Here is a 21,883-nt window from a genome sequence, read left to right as displayed (position 1 = left end):
TCACCAAGTGCCCGCAAGAGCACCGGAATTTTCCTGGTGACCACACCTCTGACCAGCCAAAACACTGGATGATTCGCCCGTGCGGAGACGGGCACGTCCATGGCACAGTGCGATCAGCCAGACCGCACGCACGACCAGGGAGCCTCCATGCGCGATCCGCACGCCACGCCGCTCGTGGCCGCCCCCGACCGCGTGCCGGAGGCGGAGCCCGGCCCGCTGCCCCGCTGTCCGGTGTGCGACGGCCCACCGGAACGCATCTCCTGGCGCCAGCGCCCCGGTCGGCCGGTGACGCTGGTCTTCGACCCCTGCGGCCACCGCTGGTCCTCCCCGGCCCCACCGGTCCTGGCGGTCACCCCGCCGCCGGGCCCCGGACGCACCGCCTGAGGACGCGCGCGAGCGGCGCTACGCCGGCGTCCCGCCCTCGTCCACGTGACGGGCGCCGAGCCAGGCCGTCTCGAACGCGCTCCGGCCGATCTCCATCCCGACCAGATCGGGATCGAACAGGTCCACGACGGGCGGGTTGAACGGCCAGTCGTCCGGGCCGCTCCTGACGCCGGTGCCGTCCGGGGCCGACTCGACCTGGCGCAGCCTGCGCCCGTCGGATCCGACCTCCATCAGATGGACCGTCGGGTCCTCGCCGTCCTCGCCGTCCCACTGGCGCCGCAGCCACACGACCTCCCTGCCGGCGAGCGCGCCGAACCCCTCGCGTCCGCGCTGGGCGTCCCGTTTGGCCCGGAAGTCGTCCAGGGCGTCGGACATCCCCGTCCCGTCGGCCGCGACCTCGTCCAATCCCCAACTCTCTGCCCGCTCGATCGTGCCCGCGTCATCGACGACCTCGACGTCCGCGAACGTTTCGAGCACGTGGCGGGCCGATGTCGCGTGGACCCACCACCACGAGCCGCCCATGCCGTAGTCGTGCAGAACGAGAAAGCGCGACGTGGGCGCCAGATGATCGGTCACGTGGGCCGACGTTAGCCGAGCGTGCGTCGTGGCCGTTGGGGTGGGTGGGTGCGTGGGTGGGTGGTTGGGTCAGCGGAGCGGGTCCGTCGCCAGCCGGGCGTGCAGTTCCACGTCGTGGCGGACGCCGTCGTAGGCGAGCTTCTGGCGCTGCAGCCCCTCGACGGTGAAGCCCGCGGCACGGGCGACGCGACAGGACGCGGGGTTGTTCACCCGATGCCCCAGTTCCAGCCGGAAGAGCTCCGCGTCGTCGAAGGCCCACTGCGCGAGGGCCCGGCAGGCCGCGGAGGCCACGCCCCGGCCACGGGCCGCGGCGGTCGTCCAGTAGGACACCCATCCGGTGGCGTGCTGCCGGTTCACCGAACCGACCGAGGCGTTGCCGAGTACGGTCCCGTCACCGTCGACCACGGCGAAGGCGAAGGCAGAGCCCTCCGCCCAACGACCGCCACGGTCGGCGATCCACAGCCCGGCAGCCCGAACCGATTCCACCGGCTCACTGCTCTGACTGCGCATGAGGGGGTCCGCGAACGCGGCCCTCACCGCTGCGGCGTCTCCCGGTGCCCAGCGTCGCAGCACCAGGCCTGATGAGGTTTCGACATGTTCTCGCACGGGACGAGTATTCCTGCCCGGTGCCCGGTGCCCGGTGCGTGCCCGGCACCTCCCTTGACATTGCCCTCATGTTCACCGTCCTGATGTTCAAAGATGCGTGATGTCAGCCGACTTCGAGCATCATCCTTCATTCGGAGGCGGCGGACCGCTATCTTGCCGGGAGCATGCCAAAGAGCTGTGTCCGCGACGCGGACCGCACGAGGAGCTGCCCCATGAGACTGCCGAGCATCCGCAGGAGCCAGCGCCGACACGACCGGAACGACGGGCAACGCCGGTTAGGGGCCCGGGCCCGCCCGGCCCGGCGGCGGAGCCGCCGCACCCCGGGCGCCGCCCTGCTCGCCGCCGCCCTCACCGTCGCGGGCCTGTCCGCCGCAGGCCCCCTCGCCCCGCCCGCCACCGCGGCCCCCGCCGGGGCCACGGCCACCGCGGGCGACGTCACCGGCTTCACCCGGTCCGGGAACACCTTCACCGTCACGGCCTCCGGCGGAGCCAAGGCCCGCGTGGTCGTCGCCCGCGCCGACATCTTCCGCCTCTGGCTCTCGCCCGACGGCACCTTCACCGACGACCCGGCCGGCTCCGACCTCGCCACCACCACCGACTTCGGCTCCGTGGCCACCTCCTACTCCGACGCCGGCACGTACTACCGGATCACCACCGGAGCCCTCTCCATCCGCGTCAACAAGGCACCCCTCCGGTTCTCCGTCTACCGCGCCGACAACACCACCCCCGTCTGGCAGGAGACCCAGCCCACCAGTTGGACGGGCAGCCAGACCACCCAGTACCTGGCCCGCGGCGCGGACGAGCAGTTCTACGGCACCGGCCTGCGCCTGGGCGAATGGGCACTGCGCGGCAAGACCGTCCCGATCGCCGTCGACAACAAGTGGCGCGAGAACGACAACGCCAGCCCCGCCCCCTTCTACATGTCCACCAACGGCTACGGCGTCATGCGCAACACCTGGGCCCCGGGCTCCTACGGATTCAACGCCCCCACCACCCTCACCCACGACGAGAAGCGCTTCGACGCCTGGTACTTCACCGGAGACTCGCTCAAATCGGTGCTCGACGCGTACACCGACGTCAGCGGAAAGCCCTTCATGGCGCCGATGTGGGGCTTCGAACTCGGCAACGCCGACTGCTTCAACGCCTCCAACCCCGACTACCAGGGCGACCACGACCGGCCGCGCCACCAGACCACGCCCGACGTCGTCGGCTACGCGACCGACGCCCGCGCCGCCGACATGCCCTCGGGCTGGTTCCTGCCCAACGACGGCTACGGCTGCGGCTACACCGCGCCCCTCAAGTCCACCGTGGACGCCCTGAAGGCCAAGGGCTTCCAGACCGGCCTGTGGACCTCCACCGGTCTCGGCTCCATCGCCGACGAGGTGGGCACGGCCGGCAGCCGCGGGGTGAAGACGGACGTGGCGTGGATCGGCAGCGGCTACAAGTACGCCTTCGACGGTGTCCAGCAGGCCGTGGACGGGATCGAGAAGAACTCCGACGCCCGCCGCTACGTCTGGACCGTGGACGGCTGGGCGGGCACCCAGCGCAACGCCGTCGTCTGGACCGGCGACACCCACGGCACCTGGGACGACATGCGCTGGCACGTCCCCGCCCTCACCGGAGCGGGCCTGTCCGGCCTCAACTACGCCGCCGGCGACGTCGACGGCATCTTCGGGGGCAGCCCCAAGACGTACACCCGCGACCTCCAGTGGAAGGCCTTCACCCCGGCCTTCATGACCATGTCCGGCTGGGGCGCGGCCAACCCCTCCGCCGGCTACCAGGACAAGCAGCCCTGGCGCTTCGCCGAGCCCTACCTCTCCATCAACCGCAAGTACCTGCAGCTCAAGATGCGGCTGATGCCGTACCTCTACACGATGAGCCGCGTCGCCCACGAGAGCGGCGTGCCCAGCACCCGTGCCATGGTCCTGGAGTACCCCGACGACCCGGTGGCCCGCGGCAACGCCACCAGCGGCCAGTTCATGGCCGGCGACTCCCTCCTCGTCGCGCCCGTCGTCTCCGACACCTCGGTCCGGGACGGCATCTACCTCCCCGCCGGGACCTGGACGGACTACTGGACGGGCAAGACGTACGCGGGCCCGGGCCGCCTCAACGGCTATCAGGCACCGCTCGACACCCTCCCGCTCTTCGTCAAGGGCGGCGGCATCGTGCCGATGTGGCCGAAGATGAACCACACCGGGGAGAAGCCCGTCTCCACCCTCACCTACGACATCCACCCGCGCGGCAGCTCCTCCTTCAGCCTCTACGAGGACGACGGCCGCACCCGCGCCCACCAGTCCGGCGCCTACGCCCGACAGCAGGTCGACGTCAGCGCCCCGACGGTCGGCTCCGGCACGGTCACCGTCAACGTCGGCGCCCCCAACGGCAGTTACGCCGGCAAGCCGGCCTCCCGGGGCTACGAGTTCACCCTCCACGTGGCTTCCGCGCCCACGGCCCTCACGGTGGACGGAGCCGCCGTGGCGCGCCTGACCTCCAAAGCCGCCTACGACTCCGCCGCGACCGGCTGGTTCTTTGACCCGGCGGACCGCTCCGGCGTGCTCTGGATCAAGACCGGCTCCAAGGCGGGCGCCTTCAGCGTCTCGGCCACCGGCACCCGCCTCCCCGCGGCCGAGACCCTGCCCTCCTCCGCCCCCATCGACCGGTCGGCCTGGTCCCTGGCCTACGCCGACAGCCAGGAGACCGGCGCGGAGAACGGCGCCGCCGCGGGCGCCTTCGACGGGAACCCGGCCACGCTCTGGCACACCGCCTGGTCCGGCCCGAAGCCCGCCGCGCTGCCGCACGAGATCCAGATCGACCTCGGCGCCCGCTACGCGGTGGACGGCCTCGGGTACCTGCCCCGCCAGGACGGCGGCGTCAACGGCCGGATCGGCGGCTACGAGGTCTACGTCTCCGACACCACAGCCGACTGGGGGCCACCGGTCGCGAGCGGCACCTTCCCCGACACCGCCGCCGCCAAGACCGCCGCCCTCTCCCCGAAGACCGGCCGCTACCTCCGCCTCAAGGCCCTCACCGAGGCCGGCGGGCGCGGCCCCTGGACCAGCGCCGCCGAGATCAGCCTCACCGGCCGCCCGGCCCCGCTCCCCGCGGACGCCACCCTCGTCAACGCGGCCTCCGCAAGCTGTCTGGACCTGCCGCACAGCTCCACCACGCCGGGCACCGAACCCACCCTCTACACCTGCCACGGCGGCCCCAACCAGCGCTGGACCCTGCAGAGCGACGGCCGTCTCACCGGCCTCACGGGGGTCTGCCTCGACGGCGCGAACGCCGCCCGCGTCACCCTCCGGACCTGCGACGGCAGCGCCGGCCAGATCTGGCAGGCCGGACCTCAGAGCACGCTGCGCACCGCCGGCCGATGCCTCACCCCGGCCGGCTCGGGCACCGCCAACGGCACCCCTCTCACCCGCGCCGCCTGCGACGACACCCCGGCCCAGCGGTGGACCTTCACCCCCTGATTCCCTCAGCCGCCGAGCACGGCCTGGCAATCCCGCCAGGCCGGCTCGCTCAGCAGCCCCCGGAACCGGCCGAACAGCGAAAGGAGTTCGGCTCCCCACGCCTCACGGAAGGCGGGATCGATACGCGCCAGGTCGAGCTCGTTGGCCGCCGACAGCTCGGCGAGGTCCCGCCGCAACTCCATGGCGGGGGAGTGGACGCGGCCGGTGAACCGGTCCCGGAAGGCGGCCTCCTCGCGGGCGAGCGTCGGATACGAGGCCGGCCGGTCGCAGGCGGCGTAGAGGTACACGATCCCCTCGGCCTCCTCGCCGATCACCCCGGCCAGTTCGGCCCGCCGGGCGAGCGGCAGCAGGGCGGTGGGGAATCCGTCCGTACCGTAGAAGGCGTGGCACAGGCCCGCCCGTTGTAGGGCGGGCCGCGCGCCCCAGGACGCGAGCAGCGCCCGTACGCGCTCCAGGTGCGCGAGCAGGGTCCCGCCCGGGTGGGCGAGGTCCTGCGCACCGAGCTCCCGCAACCACACGACGGCGCGGTCCGGCATCGGTACCCCCTCGGGGTCGTGGTGGTGGGTCGGCACCCGTCCACACCTTTCGCCGGGGGTCCGGACCCCGTGGCGAAGGCGGGGACGGGTTGCCGCCCGGGCCCTGCATCGATCTTGATCCAGCCGAAACCCCAAGTCAATCCTCCGATTTACTCCCCACATCCAAGCGATACCTTGGGTCTCATGACCCTCGACGATCTCCGTGTGTTCGTGGCCGTCTGCCGTGCCGGCAGCCTCAGCGGCGTCGCCCGCGACCTCGGCTGCACCCAGTCGGCCGTCAGCCAGCACGTCCGCCGCCTGGAGAAGCAGACCGGCGCGAGCCTCCTGGAGCGCCACGCCCGCGGTGTCGTCCCCACCGAGGCGGGCCGGATCCTCCAGGCCGCCGCGGCGGACGGCATCGCCGGTCTCGACGGTGCCCTGCGCCGGGTGGACGACCTCGTACGGGGCGGCGGCGGCTCGGTGCGCGTCACCACCGGCGCGACGACCGTGCGGCACTTCATGTCCGAGGCCGTCGTCACCTTCCGCCGCCTCCACCCCGGGGTGAGCCTGGAGTTCCAGACCGAGAACTCCAGCCGCAGCTGCTTCGACGCCCTCGCCGCCGACGACCTCGACCTCGCCTGGATCACCATCGGCCGACCGGTCCGCGGCATCGAACAGCGCCCGGTCATGGAACTGCCCTGGGTGCTCGCGGTCGGCGCCGACGACCCCCTCGCCGCCCGCCCGTGCCTCGATCCCGCCGACCTCGCCGGCATCCGACACATCCGGCTTCCGGAGAACTCCGCCTCCCGCGCCCACCTCGACGCCGCCTTCGCCGAGTCGGGCATCCACGTACGCTCCGACACCAGCGTGGCCGACTGGGACACCGCCCTGCTGCTCGCCGAACTAGGCCTGGGGCACGCCGTCGTGCCCGCGCTGCCCGGCTGGCAGGTCCCCGGCTCCGACGGCCCGCTGCGCCTCGTGCCCATCCCCGCCCTGCCACCCCTCGCCGTCGGCTGGGCGGTCCGCCGATGGGCCGCCCTCGCCCCGCCGGCCCTGGTCTTCGCCGACGAGGTCGCCCGCAGCTGCCGGGCGCGCGCCGCCGGGCAGCAGTGACGCCGCGACCAGTCCCACGGCGGCCAGCGCGGCCAGGGCCGGCAGCGACGGGCCCTGCACCCCGGCGCTCGCGGCCACCGCGATCCCGAGGGCCGGGCCGACGTTCATGGCCGTCTGCTTGAGCCCGCCGACGACCCCGGCGTACCCGGCCGGGGCTTCGCCGACCACCGCCCCGGTGGCGGTGACCATGACCGTGGTGAACCCGGCGCCGAGCACCGCGAAGGCCACCCCCGACGCGGAGCCCAGCCCCGCGATCCCGGCGACCACCAGCCCCGTACCCGTGAGCGCGGTCCGCCGCGGCCCGAACCGGCGCAGCGCCGCCCCTGCCACCGGCGCCCCCGCCACCATCAGCGCGGTCAGCGGCAGGACCCGCAGCCCGGTGTCGAGCGGGTCCAGCCCCTGGACGTCCTGGAGCCGGAAGGTGGCCGTGAACAGGGCCCCGAACATCCCCGCGGAGACCAGCAGCAGCAGGGCCATCGAGGCCGTCACCGCCCTTGTCCGGGCCACGGCGCGCGGTACGAGGGGAAGTTCGGAACGCCGCTCGCGCCGTACGAACAGGGCCGCGAGCACGGCGGCCGCCCCGAACCCGAGCACGGTCGGCGTACCGGTCCATCCGTACGCCGGTACGCCGACCAGCGCGTGCACGAACACCGCGAGGGCCGTCGCCAGCAGGGCCGCACCGGCCATCTCCAGCCGTCCGGTCTCCGTACGCGGCGGCGCGGGCGCCCGTACGGCGAGCGTGAGCGCGGCGATCACCACGGCCACGGGCACATTGATCACGAACACGGCCCGCCAGTCCCAATGGGCGACCAGCAGGCCCCCCAGCAGCGGGCCGGCCGCCGCGGCCACCCCGATCGCGCTGGTCCGCACGGCGACCGGAGTGGCGAGCCGGTCGGGCGGATAGGCCAGTCTCAACAGTGCCAGCGTCGCGGGCTGGAGCAGCGCACCGAACACGCCCTGCACGGCGCGCAGTCCGATCACCCAGCCCACGCCGGGCGCGAGGACGATGCCGGCCGAGGCCGCGGCGAATCCGAGCACGCCGACGAAGAGCAGCCGGGCATGCCCGTACCGGTCACCGAGCCGCCCGGCGACCACCAGGAACGCGGCCACCGAGAGCAGGTAGGCGGTACTGGTCCACTGGACCTGCGTCACGCTCGCCCCGAGGTCGCGCCCCAGGCTCGGCTGCGCCACCGTCAGCACGGTGCCGTCGAGAGCGACGATCATCGCGCCGGCCACGCTGACGAGGAGTGAGATCCGCTGCCTCACGCGGGTGCACCCCCGAGGTGCGCGTCGACGGCGGCGCGGACCATGCGCTCGACGCCGGCGGCCCGGTCCTCACCGAGGACCAGCGGCAGGCTGCCCCAGCGCCACAACTGCGCCACGCCGTGCAGGTTGGCCCACAGCGCGGCCGCGGTGACGGAGGGCTCGGCCGCTCCGCAACGGGAGACGAGCGCGACGAGGAGGTGGAACAGCGGCAGGGTCGCATCCCGCAGCCGGGGCTCGTCCGAGGGAGCCTGGTCCGTGCTGTCCAGCAGGTCGTGCCGGAACATCAGCTCGAACATCCCGGGTCGCTCCAGCGCGTAGCCGACGTAGGCGCACCCGATCGCCCGAACCTGCTCCCGGGCCGAGGACTTCACGGCGTCGGCGTCGGCGTCGGCGTCGGCGTCGGCATTGGAGCCGGAGCCGGCTTCGGCGGTCACGGCCGTGATCCGCGCGCCGAGATCCGCGAACCCGCGCCGGGCGATCGCCGACAGCAGGGAGTGGTGGGTGGGGAAGTACCGGCGGGGTGCGCCGTGCGAGACGCCTGCCCTGCGCGCGATCTCCCGCAGCCCCAGTGCGCCGGTTCCTTCGCTCGTGACGAGCTCCGCACCTACGTCGATCAGCCGTTCCCGAAGGGGTCTCTCCTGGTCCATGCGCCCTTGTCTACCAGCTGGAGTAGACAGTGTCTACCAATTTTGGCCGTGGCGGAGACGGCTGACGGGGACGCACGGCGCGGCGCGGAGGATGATGGAGTGGCCGGGGGTGAAGCCCGAGCGTGAACCAGCCGACCGGCGGAGGAGGTGCACGTGCCATGACGGAGCACGACGGCGGTCCGGCGGCGCGGAAGCTGGAGGAGGGCAGGCTGCTCAAAGAGCTGGAGGCGATCCACCGCACGCGCCACGAGACCCTGCTGCACGGGTCCGACGACGCGCTCGTCACCCACACGAAGCGGATGAACGAGCTGGAACACGAGTACGTACGCCGCCACCCGCAGCGGGCCCAGACCCCGGGACGCACCCGCTCGGGAGCCCGTGCCCGCGGGGGCGAGTAGTCGTCGCGGGCCCGGCTGGTACCCGGCGGCCGGCCCCGTACGGGCCGGACCGCCGGAGTCCGGCTCACCGCGCGGCGTAGGGGAGCAGGGCCATCTCGCGGGCGTTCTTGATCGCGGCGGCGAGCCGGCGCTGCTGCTGGGCGCTGACCCGGGTGACGCGGCGGCTGCGGATCTTGCCGCGGTCGGAGACGAACTTCCGCAGCAGGTCGGTGTCCTTGTAGTCGATGTGCGTGATCTTGGCGGCGTCCAGCGGATTGGGACGGGCCTTGACGGGCTTGCGGGGGTCCAGGCGGCGGGCCATGCGGATTCCTTCTTGCGGGGCGGGTGACGGTACGCGTTTGCGGGACGGTGACGCTCTACGAGACGGGGTCGAGCAGCGCGCCGAAGGCGGTCGGCAGGCGCTTCCACGCCTCCCGCCCGGCGGTGTATTCGGCGTCGGTCAGCAGGCACGAGTCGAGGAGCCGCGCCAGCCCTTCCCGGTCGAGGCCGGGTGAGGTGAAGACCAGGTGCTGGCAGCAGTCGCCGTGCTCGGGATGCCAGCCCAGGGCGGCGGCCGCCCTGCGCACCGGAGGCACCATCTCCCAGGCGGCGTCCGGCAGCGAGGCCAGCCACGGACCCGTGTTCTCCACGCAGAGCGCGCCAGCCGCGGCCTCCCAGGCCAGCAGGGTGTCGGGCCGGTCGGCGAGCCAGAAGCGGCCGCGGCTGCGCGCGGCCGCACAGGCGAGGTCCTCCAGAGCCTCGTAGAGCCGCTCCGGGTGGAAGGGGCGGTGGCGGTGCCAGACCAGGGTGGCCACTCCGGCCTCGTCCGCCTCCTGGGGAAGCAGTGCGCAGGCCGGATGCTGGGCGGCGGCCGCCGCCTCGGTGTCGAATCCGGCGAAGGCGAGCCGCGCCAGCTCACCGGACCCGGTCTCCACCCGGCGGGCGGTGGGGTGGAGCTGGGCGAGCAGGGCGCGGTCCTCGTCGTCCGCGTCCGCACCGTCGACGAGCGCGAGGACGGGCGCGTACTCCAGCTGCCGGGCCCAGGTGTCCCCGACGGTCCGCTGGTCGGTCGCCGCCGAGGCGAGCCCCGCCTCCGTCAGGTCGTCCCCGTTGGCGAGGTACGGCAGGACGAGGGCGGGCTCGACGGCGGTGATCACGTTGGTCAGCTCCAGTGCCCCGCCGCCGTGCGCGGCGACGACCTCGGCCATCGCGCGGGGCTCGACGGAGTCCCACAGCTCGACGACGGCGAGCCGGGTCCGCCCGTCCGCGGCCAGCCGCCGCAGTTCCGGGACGAGGTCCTCGCGCAGGGCGCAGCACGCGCAGCCGTTGACGAGCGGGGCCTCGCCCCGGGACAGCTCGCCCGAGGCGTCGCGCACCAGGCGCCGTACGGTGCCCCCGGCCGCCGTGGCCAGGTCGTGGTGCAAGGAGACACTGCCGGGCACGGTGGTGAGCAGTTCCCGCACCGCGCTCCGGCGGGCGTCCGTGTGGAGCCCGCCGACGATGACGACGGGCAGGGTCACGGCTTGCTCCCGTACCGGCGCTGGAAGCGCTCGACGCGGCCGGCGGTGTCCAGGACGCGGGCGGTGCCGGTGTAGAAGGGGTGGCTCTGCGAGGAGATCTCGACGTCGATGACGGGGTAGGCGTTGCCGTCCTCCCACTCGACCGTCTTGTCGCTGGTGGCGGTCGACCGGGTCAGGAAGGCGAAGTCGGCGGCCTTGTCGCGGAAGACGACGGGGCCGTAGGCGGGGTGGATTCCAGGCTTCACGGGTGCTCTCCGAGGGCTCAGGGGGTGGGGTCAGCGCTCTTCGCGGAAGTCGACGTGCCGGCGGACCGTCGGGTCGAATTTGCGCAGCACCAAGCGGTCGGGGTCGTTGCGCCGGTTCTTGCGGGTGACGTACGTGTAGCCGCTTCCCGCGGTGGAGCGGAGTTTGACGATCGGGCGTACTTCGTTGCGTGCCATGCGGCTAGTATATGGCAATGGTTTCCATTATCAATAAAGTCCTCGACGAGGGGCGCCACGTGCGGCTCACGCTCAGGGCGAACGCGATCAAGGTCATCGATGTCATGGGCGTCGCGGATGCCGAGGGCGCGGTGGCCCGGGTCGGCGTGAGCGGGGAGAAGGCCTGATGGCGAAGAAGAGCAAGATCGCGCGGAACGAGAGGCGCAAGGCGGTCGTCGAGCGGTACGCGGCCCGGCGGGCGCAGCTGAAGGAGGTCCTGTGGCGGCCCTCCTCGACCGAGGCCGAACGCGCCTCCGCGCGTGCGGAGTTGCGGCGTCAGCCGCGCGACGCGAGCGCCACCCGGGTGCGCAATCGCGACAGCGTGGACGGGCGGCCGCGCGGGCACCTGCGCAGGTTCGGCCTGTCCCGCGTACGCATGCGCGAGCAGGCGCACGCGGGATTCCTGCCGGGGGTCACCAAGTCGTCCTGGTGACGGCCCGGCGACGGGACCGGCCCGCACCCTTCGAGGGGGTGCGGGCCGGCCTCGTTCGTCCACGGCCTACGGGCCGCGGGTAGAAGAGCAGCCAGTCGAAGCCGGCGAACACGTGCGTGCCGAAGATGGAGACCCATCCCCGGCGCGAGCTTAGCGCCGCGCGCGGCGAGTCATCTTTGCCTTGAATGAGACAATCTTGTATCGTTCGAGGCGAAGGAGGCTCACGATGGTGCACGAAGAAGAACTGCTGGACGGCGCGGCCCGCGTCCTCGCCGGCGATCACAGCGCCTCGATGGTGCAGATCGCCGCCGGCATCGGGACCAGCCGCGCCACGCTCAGCCGTCGCTATGCGACCCGAGAGGCCCTGCTGAAGGCCGTCGCGGTCCGCGCGATCGAGGTGGTCGACGGGTGCCTGGCCCCGCTCGACCTGGCCGAGAGCGCCGACGGGCCCGCCTTCGACGCCGCGCTCGAGGAGCTGGTCCTCGCCCTGATGCCCGCCGCGCACCTCTACGGCTTCACCTCGCGCGACGCCACCGTGCTCGCGGACCCGGAGTTCCGGGCCGGCGTGGACCGGCAGGACCGGCGGGCCCTGGCCTTCCTCGCCCTCGGCCAGCGGCTGGGGCGGCTGCGCGCCGACCTGCCGCCGTACTGGATCTGGTACTCGCTCTGGGGTCTGCTCGACGCGGCCGCCGAGGGCGTGCGCGACGGCCACCTCGCCCCCCGTCAGATCGGACACCTGGTCCTCACGTCCTTCCTCAGCGGGACGCGGCCGGCCGCGCAGCCCCCCGCCGGCGACCCCGCACCCTGACCCGCGCGCCACCGCGCGCACTCCTGAACCACCCTGAACGGAACCCGATGCACACCCCCGCGCTGGACCCCCGCAGGTGGATCGTCCTGGCGATCCTCTCCGGCAGCCTCCTGCTCATCTCCATGGACACCACGATCCTCAACGTGGCTTTCCCCTCGCTCGTCGGCGACCTCCAGCCCGGCGCCGTGCAGCAGTTGTGGATCATCGACGTCTACGCGCTCGCCCTGTCCGGCCTGCTGGTCACCGCGGGCGCGCTCGGCGACCGCTGGGGGCGCAAGCGGCTGCTCATGGCGGGCTTCGGCATCTTCTCGCTGGCCTCGCTCATAGCCGTGTTCTCCACCGAGGCCTGGCACGTCATAGCCGCCCGCGCCCTGCTCGGCATCGGTGGCGCGGCCATCATGCCGTCCACCGTGTCGATCCTGCGCACCGTCTTCACCGACGCCAAGGAGCGCGCCTTCGCGTTCGCCGTCTGGGCGGCCGTCTTCGGTGGCGGCATGGCCTTCGGACCGGTGGTCGGCGGGCTCCTCGTCCAGGACCACGGCTGGCACTCCGCCTTCCTCCTGAACCTCCCCGTCGCCGCCGTCATCGTCGCGGCCGGCCTGCGCTACCTGCCCGAATCGCGTTCCCCGCGCGGCACCGGCACCTGGGACTGGTGGGGCGTGGGCCAGTCGGTCGTCGGCATGCTCTCCCTGGCCGGGGGCATCAAGCAGCTCGGCAAGAGCGGGGTCGCCGACCCGCTGCCCTGGGCCCTGCTCCTCGTCGCCGCCGTCACTCTGACCGTCTTCGTGCGCCGCCAGCTGCGCCTGGACAACCCGCTGCTGCAGGTCCGGCTGTTCGCCAAGCCCGCCTTCAGCGTCGCGGCCACCGCGATCTTCCTGCCCATGGTGGGCATGGGCGCGATCCTGTTCCTGGTCACCCAGTGGTTCCAGTACGGCGAGGGCTACACCCCGCTGCAGGCCGGAGTGCGCCTGCTGCCCGCCCCGCTCGCGCTCATCGTCGCCTCGATGGTGGCCCCCTCGCTGATGCAGCGCTTCGCGATCCGCCACGTGCTGGGTGCCGGGCTGGTCGTCCTGGCCCTCGGCATGGCCCTGCCCTGGACCCTCCAGCAGTTCACCGACCTGGGCTACCCGGCCTTCGCGGCCGCCCTGACCGTGATGGGCGCAGGCGCCGGCCTCGCGACCACCGTGGCCTCGGTGACCCTGGTCTCCGCCGCACCCGCGGCCGAGGTCTCCAGCGCCGCCGCCATCGAGGAGACCTGCTACGAGCTCGGCTCGGCCATGGGCGTCGCCGTCCTCGGCTCCACCGCGGCGGTGCTCTACCGGGACAACCTGCCCGCCCTCGACCTGGACGGCCCCACCGCCGCCGCCGTACGGGACTCCGTCGGCGAGGCCGCGCACACCGCCGAACGGCTGGGCGGCACCGTCGGCCAGACCCTGCTCGACACCGCCTCGCAGGCCTACACCCTGGCGATCACCCCGGCGTTCCTCCTGGCCGGCGGCCTCGCGGTCGTCGCGGCGGCCACGACCTGGGCGCTCATTCCGCGCGACCTGCGGCCCACCGAGAACCACTGAGCCGGGCGGGCCGGAACGCGGGCGCGGCAGGCGCCGGGCCCAGGGTGGTGGTGCCCGGCGCCGCCCGGTGGCCCAGCCCCGTGCGGTAGGCGTCCATCGCCGCCTCCACCCGGCCCGTACGCCGCATCAGGTCGCCCAGCAGCCGGCACAGATCGGCGAGGTCGCCCGTCGCCCCGCTGCGCTCCAGCAGCGCCAGCGCCTGCACGTAGTGCTCCTCGGCGGACTCGGTGTCACCGCGCTCCTCGGCCATCAGGCCGAGGAGCCGGTGCGCGCCGCCCGCGTGCACGGCGCCGTGGCGGTCCCCCAGGTCCAGCAGCGCGGAGAGCAGCCCGGCCGCTTCCTCGTACCGGCCGAGCTGCCGCAGTACGTCGGCCAGTTCGACCTCCACCTGGGCCGTGTAGAGGCCCGCGCGCCGGGCCGACAGCATGTCCCGGGCCGTGCGCAGCTCCCGCTCCGCCGAGGCGAGCTCCCCGTTCTGGGCCTGTACGTAGCCGCGCATCCAGTGGCAGTGCGCCAGATCCGTCCGCAGCCGCAACTGCCCGTAGATCGCCTGGGCCTTGGCGAGGGAGGCGTCGGCGTCGGCCACCCGCCCCTCGGCGAGGAGGGTCCGGGCCACCTGCCGGTGCATCCCCGCCACCAGCGCCGGATCGTTGACCTGCGGAGCCAGTGCGAGCGCGAGCTCGGCGGCGTGGGCGGCGCGGGCATGGGCCCCCATGTCGATGTACGGCCCGATCACCGCGGCGTGGAGCAGCACCAGTGCGTCCGGATCGGACAGTCCGCTCGCGCCCAGCTCGTCGATGGTGGACTCGAGGAGGTAGCAGGCGTAGCGCAGCTCGCCCGCGAGCAGGTGCGCCACGGCGCGGCCGCGGATCGGCCGGGCGCGGCGGGTCAGCGGCTGGTCGGCCAGCAGGCGTTCGGCCGTCTCGAAGTGGGCGATCGCGTCCGGCAGCTCACCGGCCTCCAGGGCGCATTCGCCGAGCCCGAGCCGGGCCTCCGCCTGCTCGGGGACGAGCCCGAGGTCCTCGGCCTCGGTGAGCAGGTGCCGGTAGCGCACGGCGGCCTCGGCGGCTTCGCCCGTGGCGAGCGTCTGCTGCGCGTCGGTGAGGGCGAGCCTCAGCTCGGTGGCCAGGTGGGCGGGACGGCCGGTGGTCAGCTCCTCGTACGAGGTGCCCAGGCGCGCGGCGAGGAAGCGCAGCGCGGTCTCGGAGGGGCGGACCTTGCCCGACTCCAGGGTGGAGATATAGGCCGAGGTGTACGCGGTATCCGCCAACTGCCGCTGGGTCAGACCGAGTTCACCGCGCATGCGCTGAACCCTGCGGCCGATCAGAGCCGGTTCGTCCATGAAGTCCCCCTTGTTGCTCGAACTCCCCAGTATTCAGGGGGAGCAGGCATTGCGCACCTCTCGCGCGCCACCTAGTTTAAGCAATCACTTCACCAGATTTATCAGAGTGCTTAACTTCCGTTTCCGGGGGAGGACTTCATGGTTCGAGTCAGACGTCCGGCCGTCCGCACGGCGCTGCGCGCGGCCGTCGCGACGGTCTGCGCGACCGCAGCGCTGGTGGCCGCCGGGCCCGCGGACGCGGCCGACCCGCCGGCCGCCAAGAGCCGGGTGGAGGTGGAGATACCGGGACCCGAGCAGGGCGGCGACGCCGGATCCGGCCACGCCCGGGTGCCGGTCGCGGGCAGCCCCGCGAAGAGCGCGGGCCGGCTCTCCCCGGCGCAGCGGGAGGCGGACGGCGCGGTCACCAAGCTGATCGACAACGGCTCTACCGCCGACCGGCTCGACGTCGTGGTCATCGGTGACGGCTACACCGCCGCCGAGCTGGCGCGCTTCCACGCCGACGCCGAGCAGAAGTGGGCCGAGGTGACGGCCGTCGAGCCGTACACCACGTACCGGAACCTCTTCAACGTCTGGACGGTCGACGCGGTCTCCGTAGAATCCGGCGTCTCCGGCGACCCCGACGCCGCCACCGTCCGCGACACCGCCCTCGGCTCGTACTTCTGGTGCGAGGGCATCGAGCGGCTGCTCTGCATCGACCAGCCCAAGGTCGACGCGTACGTGGCGAAGGCACCCGCGGCCGACCTGGTCGTCGTCCTGGCCAACAGCGCCAAGTACGGCGGGGCCGGCTACAACGAGCCCAGCGCCACCCTCGGCTACGAGGGGATCTCCACGGCCTCGGCGGGCCATCCGAAGTCCGGCCAGGTCGCCATCCACGAGACCGGCCACTCGCTGGGCAAGCTCGCCGACGAGTACTTCTACCCGGGCGTCCCGGACTACGAGAAGTACACCGGCCCAGAGCCCGCCGAATCCAACAGCACCGCCCTGACCACCGATGGGATGACCGCGCAGCGGGCCAAGTGGTACCGCTGGCTCGGCGAGCAGTCACCCGACGGAGGCACGGTCGGCGCCTACGAGGGCGGCAACTACTTCGTGACCGGACTCAACCGGCCCACCGACAACTCGCTCATGCGGGTCCTGGGCAAGCCCTTCAACCTGCCCGGCGTGGAGTCCATGATCGCCGGGTTCTACCAGCACGCGCGGGTCGTCACCCCGCTCACACCGACGGACCGCACCCTGCGGATGCGGCACACGGCGAAGGCGGCCGTACCGCGGCTGAACGGGGCGGACGGCCGGCAGCTGGTGGTCCGCTGGTACCTCGACGGCCGGGAGCTGAAGCGCTTCGAGGGCCGCACCGAGGTGGCGGTGGCGGAGCTGTGGCTGTTCGACCTCCGGACGCACCGGCTGTCGGTCACGGCCGAGGACCGTACGCCCTCGGTCCGCGACCCGAAGATCGCCCGTACGCTGCGGTCCACGGCCACCTGGACGGTCAGGCTCTGAGGGGCATCCCACCCGTCACCCTCACACCCGGCGCCAGCAGGCCAGCGCCCAGGAGAACAGCCCGAACAGCACGAGCCCGGCGGCGATCAGCACGAGGAGCCATGGTCCCGCCGGGGTCTGGGCGAAGGCCCGGAGGGTGTCGTCGACGCCCTTCGCCTGCGAGGGGTCGTAGCGCACCGCCGCGTAGACGATGAAGGCCCCGGCCGCCGCGAAGAGCGCGCCGCGGGCCATGCCGCCGGTGACGCCGAGGAACTCGACCGCCTTGCGGGCGCCGTCGGGCATGCGGTCCATCGCCAGCTGCTTGCGGAACGAGCGCCGGGCCGCCTGTACGGCGATCACGATGCCGCCGACGGCGATGGCCGCCCCGGCCGCCCCCACCCACCACGGGCCGCCCGGCAGGTCCATCACCTTCGACGTCACGTCGCGCGACTGCTCGTCGCTGGAGCGCCCGCCGCCGGAGCCCGCCGCGAAGGACAGCACCGAGAACGCGACGACCCCGTAGAACACGGTCCGGGCCGCCGCCGCCAGCCGCTTGGAGGCCTTGTCGCCGTCGGGACCGGCGGCGCCGAACACCGCCTCCGACAGCCGCCACAGCATCATGCACACGAAGCCGATGCCGACCGCCCACACGAGGAAACCGCCGAGCGGCTTCTCCGCTAGCTCCTGGAGTGCGCCCGAACGGTCCGCCTCCTGGCCGCCCGCGCCGAACGCCACACGGATCGCGAGCACGCCGATCAGCACGTACAGCACGCCGCGTGCGACCAGGCCGCACCGGGCGACCACCTCCCGGCCCGTACCGCCCCGGGACCCGGTCCGGGCGCCCTCTCTCGCCGCTCGGCCGACCATGGGGATCAGCCCCCCTTCCGCTCGGTCCGGCGCGGCTCGCGGACGCGTACGCGCCGGACGGCGTGCCGGACATCTCTCCGTGCGGCTACCCGCGCGCCACCCCTCCATGCGGGCGGCCGAGCCACCGCGCGACGGGAACGCACCGGCCGGCGGCCGCGCGACGGATCGCGGCGGCCACCGGCCGGGGTGCGGGGGACAGGCGCGGGGCGCGGGCTCAGGGCTACATGGGGTCCATACCGCGGTCGTCCATCCGGCCCTCCTGCTCGCTCTGCTCATGGAGGCGGCGGGCCTTCTCCTTCAGCCGCTGGCGCTCATCCGGGTCGGTCGAACGCTCGGCCGCGTCGTCCAGCTCCTTGGCCTTGGCGCGCATCTGCTGGGACCGTCCGCGGGATTCGCCTGAAACACTCATGATCGCTCCTTGGATCAGTGGGGAGAGCGGGCGGATTCAGCGAACCAGCACTGCCGCGCGCCCGCATCTCGAAGCGTCACCGAGCGTGATCCACAACCCATGGCCCCCCGGCCGCGCGCGAACGGCTGCCCGCGGTCGGCCGCGCGCGAACGGCCCTCCACGGATGCCGGACCGCCGACATTCGGCGAACCTGTGGTCGTGAGCCGAACCGACCCGGCGCAGCACGCCGCCCCCGCCACCCGCACCCCGATCACGTTGCGCGTCAACGGCACGGACCGCGCCCTGCGGCCCGACCACCGCGCCACCCTCCTCGACACCCTCCGGGAGGAACTGGACCTCACCGGGGCGAAGAAGGGCTGCGACCACGGCCAGTGCGGCGCCTGCACCGTGCTCCTCGACGGGCGCCGGGCCTACAGCTGCCTGCTGCTCGCCGTCGCGCAGGACGGCGCGGAGGTCACCACGGTGGAGGGCCTCGCCGCCACCGTGCCGGGCGGCGGCCCGCACCCGCTCCAGCGGGCCTTCCTCGCGCGGGACGCCCTCCAGTGCGGCTTCTGCACACCCGGCCAGCTCTGCTCCGCCGCCGGAGCCCTCGCGGAGGCCGAGGCCGGCCACCCCTCCGCCGCGACCCCGGCCGAGGCCCTGGCCGCGCCGGGCCCCGTGACCCTGACCGCGGAGGAGATCCGGGAACGGCTCAGCGGCAACCTCTGCCGGTGCGGTGCCTACCCGGCCATCGTCCAGGCCGTGACGGACGCGGCCGGCGGGGCGGACGCGACGGGCGCGGCGGGCGTGACGGGCGCGAAGGGCGTGACGGACGCGACGGGCGCGAAGGGCGCGGCGGCCACGGCAGGCGGGGCCGGCGCCGCGGGAGTGATCGCGTGAAGCCCTTCGGCTACGTCCGGGCCGCCAGCCTCCAGGAGGCCACCGAGGCCCACGCGGCCCACCCCGGCTCCCGCTACCTCGGCGGCGGCACCAACCTCGTCGACCTGATGAAACTCGGCGTCGAGACCCCCGCCACCCTCATCGACATCTCCCGCCTCCCGCTGCACGCCATCGAGGAACTGCCCGGGGGCGCCCTGCGCATCGGAGCCACGGCCCGCAACAGCGACGTGGCAGCGCACCCCCTCGTACGCGCCCGGTACCCGGCCCTCGCCCAGGCCCTGCTCGCCGGGGCGTCGGCGCAGCTGCGCAACATCGCCACCACCGGCGGAAACCTGCTGCAGCGCACCCGGTGCACCTACTTCCAGGACGTCTCCAAGGCCTGCAACAAGCGCGAGCCGGGCACCGGCTGCGCCGCCCGGGACGGCATCCGCCGCGACCACGCCGTGCTCGGCCAGTCCGCCCACTGCATCGCCACCCACCCCTCGGACCTGGCCGTGGCCCTCGCCGCGCTCGACGCCGGCATCGAACTGTACGGAGCCGGGGGCGCCACCCGGACCGTGGCGGCCACCGATTTCCACCGCCTCCCCGGAGACCGCCCCGAGCAGGACACCGTCCTGCGCGACGGGGAGATCGTCACCGCGGTGCTCGTGCCCGCCGCCGCCCCCGGCGCCGTCTCGCTGTACCGCAAGGCGCGCGACCGGGCCTCGTACGCCTTCGCGCTGGCCTCCGTCGCCGCGGTCCTCGACCTCGACGACGACACGGGCCGCATCCGGCGGGTCGCCCTCGCCTTCGGGGGGCTCGCCCACCGGCCCTGGCGGGCCACCACGGCCGAACGGGCGCTGACCGGGGCCGAGCCGACCACCGACGCCTTCCGGCAGGCGGCCGAGGCGGAGCTGGCCGGGGCCCGGCCCTCGCGCGACAACGTCCACAAGGTCGTGCTCGCCCGCAACCTCGCCTGCGACGCGCTCGGCACCCTCCACGCACGCGCCCGCCGCAGCCCGTAGCCACACCCCACAGCCGCACCCCGAAGAGGAGCCGGCCATGCCCGCGCACACCGCACTCGGTACGCCCACCGTCCGCGCCGAGGGCCCGGACAAGCTCACGGGCGCCGCGCGCTACGCCGCCGACCACACCCCGCCCGGCTGCGCACACGCCTGGCCCGTGCCCGCCACCGTCGCGCGCGGGCGGGTCACCGCCGTGGACGTCGCCGCCGCGCTCGAACTGCCCGGCGTCCTCGCCGTCCTCACCCCGTACGACGCACCCCGCCTGGGCCCGGCGGACGACCCCACCCTGCGGGTGCTCCAGGACACCGCCGTCCCGCACCGCGGCTGGTACGTGGCCCTGGCCGTCGCCGACACCCCGGAGGGCGCGCGCGCCGCCGCCGAGGCGGTACGGATCCACTACGCGCCCGAACCGCACGACGTCGATCTCCGCGAGGACCACCCCGGCGCGTACGTGCCCGAGGAGGTCAACGGCGGCTATCCCGCCGAGCGGGAACAGGGCGACCCCGACGCGGCGCTCGCCGCCGCGCCCGTCCGGATCGACTGCACCTACAGCGTGCCACCCCTGCACAACCACCCCATGGAGCCGCACGCCGCCACCGCCGTCTGGGACGCCGGGCCCCGGCGGCTGACCGTGTACGACTCCAGCCAGGGGGCCGACCTGGTCGGCAGGACGCTGGCCACGCTGTTCGGCCTGCCCGAGGACCACGTCCACGTGGTCTCCGAGCACATCGGGGGCGGCTTCGGATGCAAGGGCACCCCGCGCCCCCACGTGGTCCTGGCGGTCATGGCCGCCCTGCACACCGGGCGTCCCGTCAAACTCGCCCTGCCGCGCCGCCAGTTGGCCGCCACCGTCGGATACCGGTCGCCGACCCTGCACCGGATCGCGCTCGGTGCCCGCCGCGACGGCACCCTCACCGCCCTCACGCACACCGTCACCACCCAGACCTCCCGCGTACGGGAGTTCGTCGAACAGGCCGCCGTACCCGCCCGGGTCATGTACGCCGTTCCGGACATCCGCACCACCCACCGCGTCGTCGCCCTCGACGTGCCCACCCCGTCCTGGATGCGCGCCCCGGGGGAGACCCCCGGCATGTACGCCCTGGAATCGGCCATGGACGAACTGGCCGACGCGCTCGGCATGGACCCCGTAGAGCTGCGGATCCGCAACGAGCCCACGAACGAACCCGACAGCGGCCGGCCCTTCAGCAGCAGGAACCTCGTCGCATGCCTGAGGGAGGGCGCGGACCGGTTCGGGTGGGCCGCCGCGCGCACGCCGCGCGCCGAGGGGCCGCTGCTGGTCGGCGCGGGCGTGGCCGCCGCCACCTACCCCGTGTGGATCGCCCCCTCCACCGCCCGGGCCAGTGCCCGGCCCGACGGAACCTACCTCGTCGAGATCGACGCCACCGACCTCGGGACCGGCGCCCGGACCGTCCTCGCGCAGGTGGCCGCCGACGCCCTCGGCGTGCCGCTGGCGTCCGTAACGGCGGCCATCGGCCACACGGGCCTGCCCGCGGCCTCGCTCGCCGGGGGTTCCGCCGGAACCGCCTCCTGGGGCTGGGCCGTGCACGACGCCTGCACCGCCCTGGCCGCGGCCCTGGCCCGGCACCGGGGGCCGCTGCCGCCCGAAGGGCTGTCCGCGTTCGCCGACACCACGGCGTCGGTCCGGCAGAAACCCCCGTACGCCCGCCACGCATTCGGCGCGCACTTCGCCGAGGTGCAGGTCGACACGGTCACCGGCGAGGTGCGCGTACGCCGCCTGCTCGGCGTGTACGCGGCCGGGCGCATCCTCAACCCGACGACGGCCCGGTCGCAGTTCATCGGCGGCATGGTCATGGGCCTCGGCATGGCCCTGACCGAGCACAGCTCCGTCGACCCGGCCCACGGCGACTTCGTTGAGAGCGACCTGGCCGCCTACCACGTGCCCGCGAACGCCGACGTCCGCGCCGTCGAGGCGCACTGGATCGACGAGGACGACGCCCACCTCACCCCGGTGGGCGGCAAGGGCATCGGCGAGATCGGCATCGTCGGGGTCGCCGCCGCGATCGGCAACGCCGTCCGCCACGCCACCGGGCGCCGGCTGCGCGAACTCCCCCTCACCCCGGACCGGGTACTGGCCGCACTCGGCTGACAGCCCAGACCGG

23 protein-coding genes and 1 pseudogene are annotated in these 21,883 nt (G+C 73.8%); 12 read left to right on the top strand and 12 right to left on the bottom strand.

Annotation, left to right across the window (positions count from 1 at the left end; translation table 11 throughout):
- Positions 1 to 147 precede the first annotated feature (147 nt).
- Positions 148 to 384, top strand: a complete 237-nt coding sequence (locus RIU97_RS01690) for a hypothetical protein (RefSeq protein ID WP_404952930.1) — start codon at positions 148 to 150, stop codon at positions 382 to 384.
- Positions 385 to 402: 18 nt separating this feature from the next.
- Here RIU97_RS01690 and RIU97_RS01685 read toward each other — a convergent pair whose 3' ends face one another.
- Together RIU97_RS01685 and RIU97_RS01680 are read right to left on the bottom strand one after the other, a co-directional pair.
- On the bottom strand, positions 403 to 960 hold the full coding sequence (locus tag RIU97_RS01685; RefSeq protein ID WP_404952929.1) for a hypothetical protein: 558 nt from the start codon (positions 958 to 960) through the stop codon (positions 403 to 405).
- Positions 961 to 1,029: 69 nt separating this feature from the next.
- Positions 1,030 to 1,533 (bottom strand): GNAT family N-acetyltransferase, encoded by a 504-nt coding sequence (locus RIU97_RS01680; RefSeq protein ID WP_404962724.1) that lies wholly within the window; start codon positions 1,531 to 1,533, stop codon positions 1,030 to 1,032.
- A gap of 245 nt (positions 1,534 to 1,778) precedes the next feature.
- Here RIU97_RS01680 and RIU97_RS01675 point away from each other — a divergent pair, with 245 nt between their 5' ends.
- A complete protein-coding gene (locus RIU97_RS01675) occupies positions 1,779 to 5,036 on the top strand; it encodes a TIM-barrel domain-containing protein (RefSeq protein ID WP_404952928.1) in 3,258 nt (1,085 codons plus the stop codon).
- A 5-nt stretch (positions 5,037 to 5,041) separates the two neighbouring features.
- Here the strand turns inward: RIU97_RS01675 and RIU97_RS01670 are convergent, their stop codons facing one another.
- Positions 5,042 to 5,572: a DUF6817 domain-containing protein gene (locus RIU97_RS01670; protein WP_404962723.1), complete on the bottom strand. Its 531-nt coding sequence runs from the start codon at positions 5,570 to 5,572 to the stop codon at positions 5,042 to 5,044.
- Positions 5,573 to 5,755: 183 nt separating this feature from the next.
- Here RIU97_RS01670 and RIU97_RS01665 point away from each other — a divergent pair, with 183 nt between their 5' ends.
- Entirely contained in the window at positions 5,756 to 6,664 is a 909-nt protein-coding gene (locus RIU97_RS01665) for a LysR substrate-binding domain-containing protein (protein ID WP_404952927.1), read from the top strand.
- On the opposite strand, the pseudogene RIU97_RS01660 reads toward RIU97_RS01665, so the two are convergent.
- Both RIU97_RS01660 and RIU97_RS01655 read right to left on the bottom strand, forming a co-directional pair.
- Positions 6,626 to 7,888: pseudogene (locus RIU97_RS01660) on the bottom strand (MFS transporter); the annotation flags it as partial. The gene RIU97_RS01665 and the pseudogene RIU97_RS01660 overlap by 39 nt on opposite strands.
- Before the next feature lie 38 nt (positions 7,889 to 7,926).
- Positions 7,927 to 8,577: a TetR/AcrR family transcriptional regulator gene (locus tag RIU97_RS01655; protein ID WP_404952926.1), complete on the bottom strand. Its 651-nt coding sequence runs from the start codon at positions 8,575 to 8,577 to the stop codon at positions 7,927 to 7,929.
- Positions 8,578 to 8,735: 158 nt separating this feature from the next.
- On the opposite strand from RIU97_RS01655, the gene RIU97_RS01650 reads away from it, so the two are divergent.
- The gene (locus tag RIU97_RS01650) at positions 8,736 to 8,975 is read left to right on the top strand and encodes a DUF6158 family protein (RefSeq protein ID WP_404952925.1); all 240 of its coding nucleotides are present in this window, start codon (positions 8,736 to 8,738) and stop codon (positions 8,973 to 8,975) included.
- A gap of 64 nt (positions 8,976 to 9,039) precedes the next feature.
- Here RIU97_RS01650 and rpsR read toward each other — a convergent pair whose 3' ends face one another.
- Genes rpsR through rpmG form a run of 4 tightly spaced genes read right to left on the bottom strand, consistent with a single transcriptional unit; the run spans position 9,040 to position 10,914 of the window.
- Entirely contained in the window at positions 9,040 to 9,276 is a 237-nt protein-coding gene (rpsR, locus tag RIU97_RS01645; RefSeq protein WP_404952923.1) for a 30S ribosomal protein S18, read from the bottom strand.
- A 55-nt stretch (positions 9,277 to 9,331) separates the two neighbouring features.
- On the bottom strand, positions 9,332 to 10,474 hold the full coding sequence (locus tag RIU97_RS01640) for a CobW family GTP-binding protein (RefSeq protein ID WP_404952922.1): 1,143 nt from the start codon (positions 10,472 to 10,474) through the stop codon (positions 9,332 to 9,334).
- Positions 10,471 to 10,719 carry a type B 50S ribosomal protein L31 gene (locus RIU97_RS01635; RefSeq protein WP_404952921.1) on the bottom strand — a complete coding sequence of 83 codons (249 nt, stop codon included), beginning with the start codon at positions 10,717 to 10,719 and terminating at the stop codon, positions 10,471 to 10,473. The genes RIU97_RS01640 and RIU97_RS01635 overlap by 4 nt, the downstream gene beginning before the upstream one ends.
- A gap of 30 nt (positions 10,720 to 10,749) precedes the next feature.
- Entirely contained in the window at positions 10,750 to 10,914 is a 165-nt protein-coding gene (gene rpmG / locus RIU97_RS01630) for a 50S ribosomal protein L33 (protein ID WP_404952920.1), read from the bottom strand.
- Positions 10,915 to 10,931: 17 nt separating this feature from the next.
- Here rpmG and RIU97_RS01625 point away from each other — a divergent pair, with 17 nt between their 5' ends.
- The 4 genes from RIU97_RS01625 to RIU97_RS01610 all read left to right on the top strand — a co-directional run bounded on the left by RIU97_RS01625 (position 10,932) and on the right by RIU97_RS01610 (position 13,765).
- The gene (locus RIU97_RS01625; RefSeq protein ID WP_404952919.1) at positions 10,932 to 11,081 is read left to right on the top strand and encodes a hypothetical protein; all 150 of its coding nucleotides are present in this window, start codon (positions 10,932 to 10,934) and stop codon (positions 11,079 to 11,081) included.
- Complete coding sequence (rpsN, locus tag RIU97_RS01620; RefSeq protein WP_404952918.1) at positions 11,081 to 11,386, top strand: 30S ribosomal protein S14; 306 nt, start codon at positions 11,081 to 11,083, stop codon at positions 11,384 to 11,386. The genes RIU97_RS01625 and rpsN overlap by 1 nt, the downstream gene beginning before the upstream one ends.
- A gap of 226 nt (positions 11,387 to 11,612) precedes the next feature.
- Positions 11,613 to 12,194 (top strand): TetR/AcrR family transcriptional regulator, encoded by a 582-nt coding sequence (locus tag RIU97_RS01615; protein ID WP_404952917.1) that lies wholly within the window; start codon positions 11,613 to 11,615, stop codon positions 12,192 to 12,194.
- 47 nt (positions 12,195 to 12,241) lie between these two features.
- A complete protein-coding gene (locus RIU97_RS01610) occupies positions 12,242 to 13,765 on the top strand; it encodes an MFS transporter (protein WP_404952916.1) in 1,524 nt (507 codons plus the stop codon).
- Here the strand turns inward: RIU97_RS01610 and RIU97_RS01605 are convergent.
- Entirely contained in the window at positions 13,728 to 15,107 is a 1,380-nt protein-coding gene (locus RIU97_RS01605; protein ID WP_404952915.1) for a tetratricopeptide repeat protein, read from the bottom strand. The two genes, RIU97_RS01610 and RIU97_RS01605, sit on opposite strands and share 38 nt — an antisense overlap.
- Before the next feature lie 138 nt (positions 15,108 to 15,245).
- Between RIU97_RS01605 and RIU97_RS01600 the strand changes: the two genes are divergently transcribed.
- On the top strand, positions 15,246 to 16,604 hold the full coding sequence (locus RIU97_RS01600) for a M64 family metallopeptidase (protein ID WP_404952914.1): 1,359 nt from the start codon (positions 15,246 to 15,248) through the stop codon (positions 16,602 to 16,604).
- A 21-nt stretch (positions 16,605 to 16,625) separates the two neighbouring features.
- Here RIU97_RS01600 and RIU97_RS01595 read toward each other — a convergent pair whose 3' ends face one another.
- Positions 16,626 to 17,450 (bottom strand): DUF1206 domain-containing protein, encoded by an 825-nt coding sequence (locus RIU97_RS01595; RefSeq protein WP_404952913.1) that lies wholly within the window; start codon positions 17,448 to 17,450, stop codon positions 16,626 to 16,628.
- A gap of 220 nt (positions 17,451 to 17,670) precedes the next feature.
- Positions 17,671 to 17,859 (bottom strand): DUF6381 family protein, encoded by a 189-nt coding sequence (locus tag RIU97_RS01590; RefSeq protein WP_404952912.1) that lies wholly within the window; start codon positions 17,857 to 17,859, stop codon positions 17,671 to 17,673.
- A 99-nt stretch (positions 17,860 to 17,958) separates the two neighbouring features.
- On the opposite strand from RIU97_RS01590, the gene RIU97_RS01585 reads away from it, so the two are divergent.
- Genes RIU97_RS01585 through RIU97_RS01575 form a run of 3 tightly spaced genes read left to right on the top strand, consistent with a single transcriptional unit; the run spans position 17,959 to position 21,870 of the window.
- The gene (locus tag RIU97_RS01585; protein WP_404952911.1) at positions 17,959 to 18,738 is read left to right on the top strand and encodes a (2Fe-2S)-binding protein; all 780 of its coding nucleotides are present in this window, start codon (positions 17,959 to 17,961) and stop codon (positions 18,736 to 18,738) included.
- Positions 18,735 to 19,742 (top strand): FAD binding domain-containing protein, encoded by a 1,008-nt coding sequence (locus tag RIU97_RS01580; RefSeq protein WP_404952910.1) that lies wholly within the window; start codon positions 18,735 to 18,737, stop codon positions 19,740 to 19,742. The genes RIU97_RS01585 and RIU97_RS01580 overlap by 4 nt, the downstream gene beginning before the upstream one ends.
- A gap of 37 nt (positions 19,743 to 19,779) precedes the next feature.
- A complete protein-coding gene (locus RIU97_RS01575; protein ID WP_404952908.1) occupies positions 19,780 to 21,870 on the top strand; it encodes a xanthine dehydrogenase family protein molybdopterin-binding subunit in 2,091 nt (696 codons plus the stop codon).
- Positions 21,871 to 21,883: the final 13 nt, after the last annotated feature.

The sequence above is a fragment of the Streptomyces sp. 147326 genome, from assembly GCF_045000215.1.
Taxonomy (GTDB): Bacteria; Actinomycetota; Actinomycetes; order Streptomycetales; family Streptomycetaceae; genus Streptomyces.
Note: the sequence above shows the minus strand (reverse complement) of the source record. Positions and strands in the feature narration are given on the sequence as shown.